The sequence below is a fragment of the Cognatundibacterium squillarum genome (assembly GCF_014652435.1).
GTDB classification, from domain to species: Bacteria; Pseudomonadota; Gammaproteobacteria; order Burkholderiales; family Burkholderiaceae_D; genus Undibacterium; species Undibacterium squillarum.
The window spans coordinates 358,746-371,482 of the sequence record NZ_BMYU01000003.1; the positions used below are offsets into that span (position 1 = coordinate 358,746).

The window sequence follows — 12,737 nt, forward strand, 5'->3', positions numbered from 1 at the left end:
AATCAGGCTTGCGTGCCGGTAACCGACTTGTGAATTTTCGGAAAGCGGATTTCGTAGCGTAAACCCTGATCAGGTGCACTGTGCGCACGAATCTGGCCACCCAGTAAGCCAGTCACGAGGTTATACACAATATGTGCGCCGAGGCCGCTACCACCCTGCCCGCGTCGCGTTGTGAAAAACGGTTCAAACAAATGCTGTAAATTTTCAGCGGACATCCCGCTGCCATTATCTTCGTACTCAAGAAACACCGTTTCCTGATCATGTCTGACCAGCACGCTGATACGCGCATCACTGGTACTTTCCAGACCATGTGTCAGCGAATTCATGACCAGATTGGTCAGTATCTGCGACAGCGCACCAGGATACGTATGTAATTGCAGATTTTCCGGACAATCCAGCATCACTTTTACCTGACGCAGCCGGAGTTTGGGCTGCAATGCCAGCAGGGTTTCATCCAGATAACGCTTCAGATCAAAGTGGCGTGCCGCATCATGCGACTGATCCACCGCAACTTGTTTAAAACTGCGCACCAGCGCTGCACCGCGCTGGCTGTTGGTAGTCAGAATACGCAGCGACTCATCGCAGATTTCGAAAAACTCTTCCAGCATTTTCTGCGTCAGGGTTCCCTGTTGCAGGGCCTGACGTGTCAGCTGCACTTCCTCTGCCAGATGACTGGTCGCCGTCACAACAATCCCCAGCGGCGTATTGATTTCATGCGCGACGCCGGCCACAAGACGGCCCAGCGACGCCAGCTTTTCCTGATGTATCAATTCAGATTGCGCAGTGGTCAGCGCCTGCAGGGTTTCTGTTAATTCGCGGTTGGATTTTCCCAGCGCTTCACTGGCTTGCAAACGCGCCAGTGCCGCTGCCACATGGCTTGCAACAAAGCTCAGTAATTCCAGATCAGCATCGGTGTAGCTGAGATCCGGATGATAGCTCTGGATGATAATCACGCCGAATAAATGCTCGTCGGCGAGCAAAGGCGCGCCCATCCAGCTGTAGGCAGACAAATTGCCGAGAATTTCAATTTCACCGCTGGCAGACATCCGTTCCAGCCGTTCGCGGCTGAATAATTGTGCCTGACGGGACTGCACCACATATGAAGTCAGACCGCGTCCCAGCGGAAAACGGATGCCGGTCTGGTCACCATCAATTTCATCGACAAAATACGCGATGCGGAACTCAGATGTGGCAGGTTCAAATAAAGCCACCATGAAATTCGGTACCGGAATCAGTTGCCCGATAATCTGATGCAGCCGCGCAAATTTGCGGTCACCGACGGAAGTGACGATAGATAATTCCGCGATCTGATACAGCACGCGCTGCAGGGTTTCTGCGCGTTGTTTTTCTTCGATTTGCTGATGCAGGGCCGCTGTGCGCTCGCGCACCAGATGTTCCAGCTGATCCACACTGCGCAGACTTTGCAGCGTGGCGGAAACATGCGCAGCGATCAGGCCGAATAAAGCCTGATCTTCTTCTGTGTATAACTGATCAGCACGGTAACTCTGTATCACCATTGCACCGAATGCATTGCGGAACTGATCGAGTAAAGGATAACCAACCCAGTGTTCAGAACGGGTGCCGTAACCCCAGGCTTTGTGTGAATCCTGTTCCGCTGTCATGACCAGCGGTTTGCGGTTCAGAATCACGGAAGCGGTCGGTGATTCTTCTGCTGACTGCAGTGTGAACCGCTTTTCCGGATCGAGTGGCGCATCGACTTCATCGACTTCATACACGAAGCGGATGGTGTTATCTGTTGCATCGTACAGCGCCACATAAAAATTGGCCGCATACATGATGCGGCCAATGATCTGATGTACCTCGCGCAGAAAACCGGAAATGTCGTTGCCACTGGCAGAGATTCTGCTGATTGCCAGTATTGCGTCCTGAACAGCTTCCAGTCTTTCCAGGCGGGCTTGCATGATCGTTTATTTGATCGGCAGGCAGGTCGTGTTTTTGACCTCTTCCATCACTGCGTAGGTATGGGTTTCGCGCACACCGTTTAACTGCAGCAGGGATTTGCCGAGGAAATCACGGTAAGCGTTCATGTCTTTGACACGGGCTTTGACCAGATAGTCAAAACCACCTGCCACCATATGACATTCCAGCACTTCCGGAATTGCCTGCACACCACGGCGGAAAGCGTCGAACACGTCCGGTGTGGTACGGTCTAATACCACTTCGATGAACACCAGCAGCGCCACATCCAGCAGATGCGGATTCAGTTGCGCGGTGTAACCGAGGATGTAACCGGCTTCCTGCAGCTTGCGCACACGCTCCAGACAGGCGGCCGGAGACAGGTTGACGCGGTTTGCCAGTTCAACGTTGCTGATACGGCCGTCATTTTGTAATTCGGCCAGAATTCTTTTGCTGATTTTGTCTAACATAGAAGGCGATGAAGATGGATCGGATTGGTTTTTAATATTATTTGGTGAGATTTTCTCACAAAAGACAAAATTTTGATATATCCGAAGATTTCCAGAATTAATCCTTGGCGAGCATCTATACAATGAAACGATATTCGTTTTCATGGTTAATTTAAAATGCCCACCAATTTGCCAGTCAATTCTCAGCCGTTTGCTGCGCTGCGCGCAGAGCTGTTGTCTAGTCAGACTTCCCTGCGTCAGGCCATTACTGCTGCATACCGCCGTGATGAAGGTGAAACAGTTCAGTGGTTGTTATCTCAGGTAAATCCGCATACCAGTTTGCAACCGGATGTTGAAAAACTGGCACACCGTCTGGTCAGCTCGGTACGTCAGCAACGTACCCGTGCATCCGGCGTGGATGCGCTGATGCATGAATTCTCGCTGTCTTCCGAAGAAGGCGTGGCACTGATGTGTCTGGCGGAAGCGCTGCTGCGTATTCCTGACAGCCAGACCGCGGACCGTCTGATCGCTGACAAAATCAGTAAAGGTGACTGGGCCAAACATCTGGGCGAATCCCCTTCCCTGTTCGTTAATGCAGCGACCTGGGGTCTGCTGATTACCGGCAAGCTGGTCAGCTCTTCCAGCCAGAATGGTCTGGGCGCAGCGCTGACCCGTCTGATCGCCAAAGGCGGCGAACCGCTGATCCGCAAAGGCGTAGATCTGGCGATGCGTATGCTCGGTAACCAGTTCGTGACCGGTCAGACCATTGAAGAAGCCTTGCGTAACAGCGTTGATAATGAAAAACGCGGTTACCGTTATTCTTACGACATGCTCGGTGAAGCGGCGCTGACTGCCAAAGATGCTGAGTTCTATTACAAAGCCTACGAAACCGCGATCCATGCGATCGGTAAAGCGTCTGCCGGTCGTGGTATCAAAAACGGTCCCGGCATTTCCGTGAAACTGTCCGCACTGCATCCGCGTTATTCGCGAGCACAGCGTGAACGCACGATGACGGAACTGCTGCCATTGTTGAAAAAACTGCTGGTACTGGCAAAGCAATACAACATTGGTCTGAATATTGATGCGGAAGAAACCGACCGTCTGGAACTGTCGCTGGATCTGATGGAAGCGCTGGCATACGACGCGGATCTGAAAGGCTTTGAAGGTATCGGTTTCGTGGTGCAGGCTTACCAGAAACGCTGCCCGTTCGTAATCGATTATCTGGTTGATCTGGCACGCCGCAGCGGCAGCAAATTCATGATCCGTCTGGTCAAAGGTGCTTACTGGGATGCGGAAATCAAACGTGCTCAGGTTGATGGCCAGACCGGCTTCCCTGTGTATACACGCAAGGTCTACACCGATCTGTCTTATCTGACCTGCGCGCAGAAACTGCTGGCTGCCACCGATGTGATTTACCCGCAGTTCGCCACGCATAACGCGATGACACTGTCCACGATTTACACATGGGCGAATGCCGCCGGCGTCACCGATTACGAATTCCAGTGCCTGCACGGTATGGGCGAAACTTTGTACGATCAGGTGGTCGGCAAAGACAATCTGAACAAACCTTGCCGTGTGTATGCACCGGTCGGTTCGCATCAGACCCTGCTCGCGTATCTGGTACGCCGTCTGCTGGAAAACGGCGCGAACTCTTCGTTCGTGAATCAGATCGTCGATGAAGCGGTGCCGATTGAACAATTGCTGGCAGATCCGATCACCGTATCGCGCGAGCTGGGCGGCAAAATGCATTCCGGTATTGCGATGCCGGTCGCAATGTTCGGCAAAGAACGTAAAAACTCCAAAGGTCTGGACTTATCGAACGAGCAAACGCTGGCTGAAATCACCGCGCATTTTGAAGCGGTGGCTGCTCAGCCTCAGCATGCTAAACCATTGCTGCTGAACGCGGTCAGCGCAACGGCCAGCCGTCCGGTCAGCAATCCGGCCAATCTGGCAGATGTGGTCGGCAGTGTGACCGAAGCCGATGCGCAGGATGTACAGCACGCCTTGCAAGCCGCTGCAGAACACGCGCCGGAATGGGCTGCCGTAGCACCGGCACAGCGCGCTGCTGCGTTGTTTGCTGCTGCAGACCGTATGGAAGAACGCATGCTGGACTTCATGGCGCTGGCGGTACGTGAAGCCGGTAAGAGCCTTCCGAATGCCATCGCTGAAGTCCGTGAAGCGATCGATTTCCTGCGCTACTACGCCGCACAAGTAGAACATCAGGCACCGGTGCAGCCGCTGGGCCCTGTGGTCTGTATCAGCCCGTGGAATTTCCCGCTGGCGATTTTCATCGGTGAAGTCAGTGCTGCACTGGCCGCCGGTAACGTGGTGCTGGCAAAACCAGCAGAACAGACTCCGCTGATCGCTTTCCGCGCGGTGGAACTGATGCACGAAGCCGGTATTCCGCGCGCTGCACTGCAATTCCTGCCGGGCACCGGTGAAGTCGTCGGTGCGCAACTGGTGGCAGATTCCCGCGTACGCGGCGTGATCTTCACCGGTTCTACCGAAGTTGCACAAATTATCAACCGCACACTGGCACGCCGTTCTGTGGAAGAAGGTATCGATATTCCGCTGATCGCTGAAACCGGTGGTCAGAATGCGATGATCGTCGACAGCAGCGCCTTGCCGGAACAAGTTGTGAATGATGTGGTGTCATCGGCATTCGACAGCGCCGGTCAGCGTTGTTCCGCACTGCGTATTCTGTGTCTGCAGGAAGATATCGCCGACCGCACCATCGAAATGCTGCACGGCGCGATGAAAGAATTACGCATCGGCGTGACTGACAGACTGGTCACCGATATCGGCCCTGTCATCGATGCAGAAGCGCAGCGTAATCTGCAGGCGCATATCGATCAGATGCGCAGCAAAGCACGCAATTTCCACAGCCTGACGCTGGATGCACAATGCAGCAACGGTACTTTCGTGGCACCGACCGTCATGGAAATCAAAGACCTGTCGGAACTGAAAAAAGAAGTGTTCGGCCCGGTACTGCACGTACTGCGCTATCACCGCGACCAGCTCGGTTCCCTGATCGATCAGATCAACGGCACCGGTTTCGGCCTGACACTGGGCGTGCATTCCCGTATCGATGAAACCATCGACTTCATCGTCAACCGTGCGCATGTCGGCAATATCTACATCAACCGTAATATCGTCGGTGCGGTGGTCGGTGTACAACCGTTCGGTGGTGAAGGTAAATCCGGTACCGGTCCGAAAGCCGGTGGTCCGCTGTACCTGAAACGCCTGCAGCGTCAGCCGCAGATCGGTGTTGGCGGTAATACCGTGTTTGAACGTCAGACTCCGCAGGCACTGAACGCACTGCTGGTCTGGGCCAAAGCACAGAAACTGCCGGTTGTGGCGCTGGGTGAGCAATACGCACACCACAGTCCGTATCAGGTCACCATGCTGTTGCCCGGCCCGACCGGCGAACGCAATACCCTGAGCTTCGTACCGCGTGGTCAGATTTTCTGCGCCGCCAGCAACACCAACACCCTGCTGAACCAGATCGCGGCTGTTCTGGCGACCGGTAATCAGGCCGTGCTGCCACCGCAAACCGCTGCGCTGTTGCCAGCCAATCTGCCGGCAGAAGTGAAGGCGCAGATCGTACAGGCCGACGTTGCCCAGACCAGCGCACAAATCGCACTGGTCGCCAGCGACCTGCTGCGCCAGTACCGTCAGCCATTTGCGGATAAAGACGGCGCGATTGTGTCCCTGATCGACACCAACGAACAGGACACCATCCCGCTGTGGCGTCTGGTCGCGGAACGTGCACTGTGCGTCAACACCACCGCCGCCGGTGGTAACGCCAGCCTGATGGCAATGGCCGCCTGAGGCAGTTCAGCTTCAACCCGAAAGCGCCGGCGTAATCCGGCGTTTTTTTATGTCTGCACCCTCCCCGCTGCAAACTTTCTTCCAACAATACATCAGCGGCAACACCCGCCGTACCTTGCCAGTCACCCTCACATTACTGCTTCAGCCGGTACAGGCCAAAATCCGGCCAAAAAATACCCCCGGGGGTATCTGAAAACCCCCAGTATTCATGCCGACTACCAGCCGGTTTTATCCAAAACAGGGGGAGTATCTGCTTTTCAGTCAGGAAGCATTTAAATTCAGCGAAACAACGATGTTTAAAACACATCAATGTTTCATGTGAAACATTCTTGCTTGTTTTTCACATTGTTAAAAAAGTTTACAATGTTTCTTTTTTGTACAACTCATACACAACATGAATTCCCTGATCAAAACGGCAGTGTGCAGTGCAATCGCAGGTATCTTTCTGGCCGCGTGCGGTGGCGGCGGTGGCGGATCCGCAGACGCAGGAAACAGTGGTTCGGGCAGCGGCAGCGGAACAGGCGGGCCGGTAACGCCACCCGTTGTCACAGCTCGGGCAGACATACTGATGGGTGAAACAGGAGGTGCTGCATATCTTGACGGACAAGGAGACACGGCTCGCTTCTTCTATCTGAAAGATATTACCGCTGACAGCAAAGGTAATATCTATGTGGCTGACGGAAGTACGATCCGGAAAATTACCGCTGACGGCGTGGTAACGACATTAGCAGGCAAGTCTGGAGAGTACGGATATCAGGACGGTACTGGTAGCGACGCACGCTTTAAGGCAGCTTTTTCTGTTGTAGTTGACAGTCAGGATAATGTTTTTGTCTATGACCTGGATTCAATCCGGAAAATTACTCCCGCAGGTATTGTAACGACACTGATAAGCTTTAAAGTAAGTGATCCGAACAGCCCTCTTAATTACTACAAAGAAGACCTTTATACCCAGCCGCCTAATATGGTGATTGATAGTAAAGACAATTTGTATTTTCAAAACTTACATCAACGCGTTATAAAAAAGGTAAGTCCCAGCGGGGCTGTTAGCGACTTTGCCGGACCGGGAAATACATTCATCGGTGGTAAGCCAAACAATATAGGGACAGACTATCTGAGCTACATTGGCCGCCTGAATATCGATAACAATGACAAAATTTATGTGAAAGATTTGCAATACAGTGTCGAGATTTGTATCTCTCAGGATCGTACTTTAACTATCAATAGTGATTTAGATAGAAATCTTTCTTACGATACGCAGGGCTTTCAACGATACGACAAGAAGGGAAATGTTTATCGTACAGAGGGGCACGCGATATTGATGCAGAGTACCGATAACATTCTTAAATTTGTTGCCGGACGGCCGGGTGATGAAGCATCTTCCGATGGTATCGGTATCAATGCTACCCTGCAGAAGCCACTTGCGATGTTTCCAGATGCAAAAGGCAACTTATTTTTTATTGATGGAAATACAATACGAAAGGCTGATACAGCAGGCAATGTATCGACTATCGCAGGTAAAAATATCTTTATTCCTGAACGAAATATACCGTTTGAATCGGCACTGCCAATAGTTCGTTTGACCGGATTGGTAGCTGGCCCTGACCAGTCACTGTATGTTGCCGACATCAGTCCAAGCACTGAGCGGGTACGTAAGTATGATCTTAAAAATAAAGTGTTTACAACGACATACCAAAGTTACGAATGGGAAGACGGGCCAAATAATGTTATTTTCAAGCGCCCTGTCATAAAAATGAGTAACGATCCTTCTGGCAATACCTATCTTGTCCACAATAACAAAAATAGTATTTATCTCTTAGATAAATCGGGAGCTCTATCCCGGATTTCCGGAAAAAATCCGAATGTACAGGACTTGCCTGAAATTAATGATGTAACAGTATCGAAATCCGGAAAGGTATATATTCAATATTCCGGAAATGCGATAGCGCAGTTCAATGCTGATGGAACATATACTGAAATCGCTGGTAATACTGCTTACGCAGCAAGGGTTGATGGTGCCGGGAAAAATGCACGGTTTTCGTCTATCACGGATTTGGTAGCAGACTCTCAGGGGAACGTATTTGTTCTTGAAAATCAAATGGCCGCAATCCGTAAAGTGTCCAGTAACGGACAAACCACTCTGTACGCTGGCTCTTACACGAAAAAAGGTCATAAGGACGGTGTGCTGACAGATGCAGCCTTTCAGTGTCCTGCCAGTATTACGGTTGATGATCAGGACAATCTGTATGTCGCCGACACGTGTGATAACGCTATCCGTAAAATCAGTACAGACGGAAAAGTCAGCACGATTGAGCCGCAATGGACAACGGCTTCCGGCTTGAAGTCTCGTGTGATTCCTGCGCCGCGCCGTGTATTCTGGGTTAACGGCAAACTACATGTATTTGCAGGCGGGGATGCGCGCGAAATTGGTGGTGCCATTTTCCAGTTAACGCTGAACTGATTTCACGCAACTCATTGTTCGCCCGTCATCCCCAACGGTCGGTTACTTTGCTCTCCCTTACAACCCCGCACGCTGTTGCGGGGTTTTTTATTCACAAAGCGTCCAACGTTCTCATAACGGTCATTTTTTGCCCGAAAAATACCCCCGGGGGTATTTTGTGGAGCCCAGTATTCATGCCGACAAGCAGCCGGTTTTGTTAAAAATCGGGGGGAGTATCTGTTTTGTCGTCTGAGTGACGCAGATTTGCGGTGGATATATGTGTATTTGCGCACAGTTCATCCGGTATGGCTGAGCGGAATTCCCGTGCTGATCATGTGCGGAAAGAAGCCGGAAATCTGCGCCCTGCTTACCATTCCATCGGCAGATTCCAGCCGTGGCCGGCGATGTCGTGGCGGACGGTGGCGGCTTGTTGCAGGTGGGTGGACAGATCGCGGGCGGGCCAGCTTTCTTTCCAGCCCGGTGGATAAGTCAGACGATGTGCACAGTCCGGCAGGCGGGCGCGTACCGGCATGGTCGGTAAATACAGCGGAAACGGCAATGTCGCATCGCCGCTGCCAAGGCTGAATGCGTAATCGGGCAAAAGTTGTTCACAGACTTGTGCAAACCACGCTGCGTAGTCTTCATCGCGACCAAGCGCCAGCGCGAGGCCTTCCGGATCAAACCGCGCCAGCGCGTCGATCAGTTCTTCGGTACCGGCGCCGGGCGCATCGCCCCAGCCCATAACGGGATTAAAAATGTAATCGGCACCGCTGCCATACCAGCCCTGCCGTAGCGGACGGTGCAGCCACTGGCGCGGTCCGGCGAACAGATGCCAGCGCCAGTGCAGGCCGGACGCAACCGGAAAGCTGTACAGATACAGGCGCTGATAACCGGCGCTGTGCAAGGCCCGCACCATCGCCATCAGGCGCGCATGCGGCATGCGTTCCGGTGGTTGCAGGCGGAAGCGGATCGCTTCGCCATCCGCATGTTGTAACTGATCGGTGGATAAGTTCAGATCCAGACAGCGTTGTTCCGCACCAAAGCGTGCGCTGACCCAGCCTGTCATCAGGTTAACGGCAGTCAGCACACCAAATCCGCGGTGGCGGTGAAAAATAACGGTTCCGGGGGCAATCGGCTTCATACATCATTCAAAAAAAACCGCAGCGGTCGCAAAAACGACCGCTGCGTGGTGCCGTGTGCCGGAAAATGCCGCTGACTGCGTTCTGAGACAGCGGGCCGGTGCACGGGCGTGGCTCAGCACAGTGTAGCAGCTTTCGGCAAAAGCGCAGGCAGGCTACAATCAGCATCAATTTGCATGACTTTCGACTTATCCACAGACAGGACGATTATGAGCTTACGTATTCTCGCCACCGGCGGCACTTTTGATAAACATTACAATGAAATCGCAGGCAAACTGGATTTTGCGGAAAGCCATTTGCCGGAAGTGCTGCAGCGCGCGCGTCTGACCGTACCGGCGACACTGGAAGTCTGCATGCTGATTGATTCACTGGACATGGATGACAGCCACCGCCAGACCATCCTGAAGGCTTGCCAGAATGCACCGGAAAAAGCGATCGTGATTATTCACGGCACCGATACCATGCGCGAAACCGCAGAAGTGCTGGGCGCGGCGAATCTGGACAAAACTATCGTGTTTACCGGCGCGATGATTCCTTACGAAGTCGCAGGTTCGGATGCGTTTTTTAACCTCGGTTTTGCCTGCGCTGCGGCACAATTATTGCCACCGGGTTGTCATGTCGCAATGAATGGCAAGATCTTTCCGTGGCATGATGTGAAAAAAGACCGTCAGGCTGGCGTGTTTATCAATAAATAAACCGGTATCAATAAAAAGGAGAAACGGATGAAATCGCTGCTGGCTGCCCTCTTACTCAGCTGCTGCACACTGGTGCAGGCAGCAGAAGTCCGTTTTGATAATTTTTATTTTTATCAGTCCGAAGCCGTGATGAACAAAAAAGGCATCACGGTGGATAATCTGGGACGTTATTCACGCGGCGTGCAAAGCGCTGTTTATAAGGCACTGAAAAGCGCCAAACTCTCACCCAGTGCAGGTTATCTGGTAATTGCTGTCCGTTCCGACGGTGACGTTGCCACCTGGCTGGATATGAAACCGGCAGTACACGAGTACTACGACAACCAGATCTACGAAACTGTGCGCCGTCTGCAGCCACCGCTGATCAAAGAAGGTATTTTCGTATTCGCGATCAAAATGGCGATCGATACACCGGTGCACACCAAAAAGGCAGTACCGAATCCGCCGGGCTTTGATGAAGCGCGTAAAAAACTGGCAGACCCGAACAGCATAGAACATCTGGTGCTGTCCATGTGGCCTGAATAACGCCGGACTTATCCACGCCGCGCTGAACAGATCAGCGCAAAAATTTCAGGGCCAGACCAGCGGTTCGCTGCAGTTATCCACCAGTGTTTTTTGCGCACGTGCATCATTCGCGACATACACCTGATTCGTTGCGGATGCCGGTAATACTTCACCACTGGCGCATTGCGCGCTCTGCCCCGGCCCGATCACCACACGCACACCCGGTTTCAGGGTACAGGTTGCTGCCGCATTCAGCGGGCTCCATTCCGGACAAATCGCATTCTCAGCTGCATACTGCGTCCGTGGCCCCACCGGCACTTGCAAAGACCACCAGCGGCCATATAAAGATGCCGGCTGCGCAGCGTTATATACGCGGAACAAGCGCACTGGTTTGTCCACTTCAAACACTTTGGCAGTGCATAAACTGCCTTTACCGGGTTCACCGAGCGTCGCTTTCAGTAAGCTCTCATCCTGTACTTCATGCATACCTTCCGGCGTGCTGATCACCTGACCGGTACAGACTTGTGCAAATGCCGGCAAGGCAGCAAGGCTGAGCAAGGTACTGAGGCAAATCTGTACTGGTGAAAAGAAAAATGGTTTCATCATTAAATAGATAAAAATGTCATTAAGATACAATAACATTGAAAGTAAAAAAGGTGTGCACAGAGCACACCTTTTTACAGCCGTTGTTGCAGCCGGCATCACTGCTGGTTGCGAACAAACCGCAGTGCTGATCTTAGTCTTTGCGACGCAGGCGGAACCCGAAAAATTCGCTCGCACCCTGATCGTTATCACTGACCAGCGCACCGCGCACTTCATGCTCATCTGCTTTCTGGAAAGCAATCGATTCGATTTTGGTCAGGACTGGTTTGCCATTCACTATCACGGGTGCCGCGCTGCGGCTCAGGTCCAGCGTCTGGCCTTCGCGCAACTGGTGCAGCGGAATCACGCCGACGAAACTGCCGAGAATCGCGCCGTCGCCATACGCATCACCGGTGGCTTCCACGGAAGCGGTGTAGACCAGTGCGCGCGCTTCGGGCCAGTAATCGGCGCCGGATAAGCCAGCTTCAAATTTGTCGATGACCGGCAGTTTCACATCGAATTTTTTAACTTCGGCAACCTGTGTGACTTTGCCTGCCAGATAGTCCGACATATCGGACAATTTCACGCGGAAAATCATATTGCTCGCAGAGTTGCCACGGTTCAGGAAGTACATGTACTGGTGGTCAACCGTCAGGCCTTCAATATTGATGGTCTGGGTTGGTGTGAGACCACCCGCCACAAAAAACTGTTTGTACAAATTGGTCAGACGGAATTCGACTTTTTGTTTGCCGTCATAGGACAGCAAAAAGCCATATTCGCGTAAATCCGGTTTGCTGCCGGAACCGATCACCATGCTCCACAATTGCTTGTTCCAGACCAGCGGTGTCATCGCTTCAAAATCTGGTTTGACTTTCTTATCGATGCGGCCTTGCGCATTGACCGGATAGTCTTTGATCAGGGTTTTCTTGACGACCTGAAATTTTGCATCTACTTCGAACAGATACGGCGAATCGTCTCCCACCACCAGATAACGGTGATTAAAGGTCGGGCTCATGCCGGAGCCGGACGGAATGGCAGTATTCAGTACCGGTGCGCCTACTTGTAACTGATAGGTCGGGCCGGCAGCGATGGCCAGACCGCTGAAGGCGAGACTGATCAGTCCTGTTAATAACTTCATGGTTTTCCTCGTGGTCAAGAAGCAGTATCGCAACGTGACGGTATGGTT

Annotated in this window: 9 protein-coding genes; 4 read left to right on the forward strand and 5 right to left on the reverse strand. The window is 52.5% G+C overall.

The window, feature by feature from the left end:
- Window positions 1-2 precede the first annotated feature (2 nt).
- Together IE092_RS08690 and IE092_RS08695 are read right to left on the reverse strand one after the other, a co-directional pair.
- The gene (locus IE092_RS08690) at window positions 3-1,922 is read right to left on the reverse strand and encodes an ATP-binding protein (RefSeq protein ID WP_189356689.1); all 1,920 of its coding nucleotides are present in this window, start codon (window positions 1,920-1,922) and stop codon (window positions 3-5) included.
- A 6-nt stretch (window positions 1,923-1,928) separates the two neighbouring features.
- Window positions 1,929-2,387 (reverse strand): Lrp/AsnC ligand binding domain-containing protein, encoded by a 459-nt coding sequence (locus IE092_RS08695; RefSeq protein ID WP_189356690.1) that lies wholly within the window; start codon window positions 2,385-2,387, stop codon window positions 1,929-1,931.
- Between the two features lie 156 nt (window positions 2,388-2,543).
- Between IE092_RS08695 and putA the strand changes: the two genes are divergently transcribed.
- Together putA and IE092_RS08705 are read left to right on the forward strand one after the other, a co-directional pair.
- Complete coding sequence (gene putA, locus IE092_RS08700) at window positions 2,544-6,197, forward strand: trifunctional transcriptional regulator/proline dehydrogenase/L-glutamate gamma-semialdehyde dehydrogenase (protein ID WP_189356692.1); 3,654 nt, start codon at window positions 2,544-2,546, stop codon at window positions 6,195-6,197.
- Between the two features lie 394 nt (window positions 6,198-6,591).
- On the forward strand, window positions 6,592-8,655 hold the full coding sequence (locus IE092_RS08705) for an NHL domain-containing protein (protein WP_189356694.1): 2,064 nt from the start codon (window positions 6,592-6,594) through the stop codon (window positions 8,653-8,655).
- A gap of 346 nt (window positions 8,656-9,001) precedes the next feature.
- On the opposite strand, the gene IE092_RS08710 is transcribed toward IE092_RS08705, so the two are convergent.
- Window positions 9,002-9,775, reverse strand: a complete 774-nt coding sequence (locus IE092_RS08710; protein ID WP_229793103.1) for an L-asparaginase — start codon at window positions 9,773-9,775, stop codon at window positions 9,002-9,004.
- Between the two features lie 207 nt (window positions 9,776-9,982).
- Between IE092_RS08710 and IE092_RS08715 the strand changes: the two genes are divergently transcribed.
- Window positions 9,983-10,468, forward strand: coding sequence for an asparaginase domain-containing protein (locus tag IE092_RS08715; protein ID WP_189356695.1), 486 nt, complete (start codon window positions 9,983-9,985; stop codon window positions 10,466-10,468).
- Between the two features lie 27 nt (window positions 10,469-10,495).
- The gene (locus IE092_RS08720) at window positions 10,496-10,990 is read left to right on the forward strand and encodes a hypothetical protein (protein ID WP_189356697.1); all 495 of its coding nucleotides are present in this window, start codon (window positions 10,496-10,498) and stop codon (window positions 10,988-10,990) included.
- A gap of 45 nt (window positions 10,991-11,035) precedes the next feature.
- On the opposite strand, the gene IE092_RS08725 is transcribed toward IE092_RS08720, so the two are convergent.
- A complete protein-coding gene (locus IE092_RS08725) occupies window positions 11,036-11,575 on the reverse strand; it encodes a hypothetical protein (RefSeq protein ID WP_189356699.1) in 540 nt (179 codons plus the stop codon).
- 130 nt (window positions 11,576-11,705) lie between these two features.
- The gene (locus IE092_RS08730; RefSeq protein WP_189356701.1) at window positions 11,706-12,689 is read right to left on the reverse strand and encodes a DUF6929 family protein; all 984 of its coding nucleotides are present in this window, start codon (window positions 12,687-12,689) and stop codon (window positions 11,706-11,708) included.
- Window positions 12,690-12,737 lie beyond the last annotated feature (48 nt).

Coding starts and splice junctions, on each gene's coding strand:
- IE092_RS08690 (WP_189356689.1), bottom strand. CDS start 1,922: ATGCAAGCCCGCCTGGAAAGACTGGAAGCTGTTCAGGACGCAATACTG.
- IE092_RS08695 (WP_189356690.1), bottom strand. CDS start 2,387: ATGTTAGACAAAATCAGCAAAAGAATTCTGGCCGAATTACAAAATGAC.
- putA (WP_189356692.1), top strand. CDS start 2,544: ATGCCCACCAATTTGCCAGTCAATTCTCAGCCGTTTGCTGCGCTGCGC.
- IE092_RS08705 (WP_189356694.1), top strand. CDS start 6,592: ATGAATTCCCTGATCAAAACGGCAGTGTGCAGTGCAATCGCAGGTATC.
- IE092_RS08710 (WP_229793103.1), bottom strand. CDS start 9,775: ATGAAGCCGATTGCCCCCGGAACCGTTATTTTTCACCGCCACCGCGGA.
- IE092_RS08715 (WP_189356695.1), top strand. CDS start 9,983: ATGAGCTTACGTATTCTCGCCACCGGCGGCACTTTTGATAAACATTAC.
- IE092_RS08720 (WP_189356697.1), top strand. CDS start 10,496: ATGAAATCGCTGCTGGCTGCCCTCTTACTCAGCTGCTGCACACTGGTG.
- IE092_RS08725 (WP_189356699.1), bottom strand. CDS start 11,575: ATGATGAAACCATTTTTCTTTTCACCAGTACAGATTTGCCTCAGTACC.
- IE092_RS08730 (WP_189356701.1), bottom strand. CDS start 12,689: ATGAAGTTATTAACAGGACTGATCAGTCTCGCCTTCAGCGGTCTGGCC.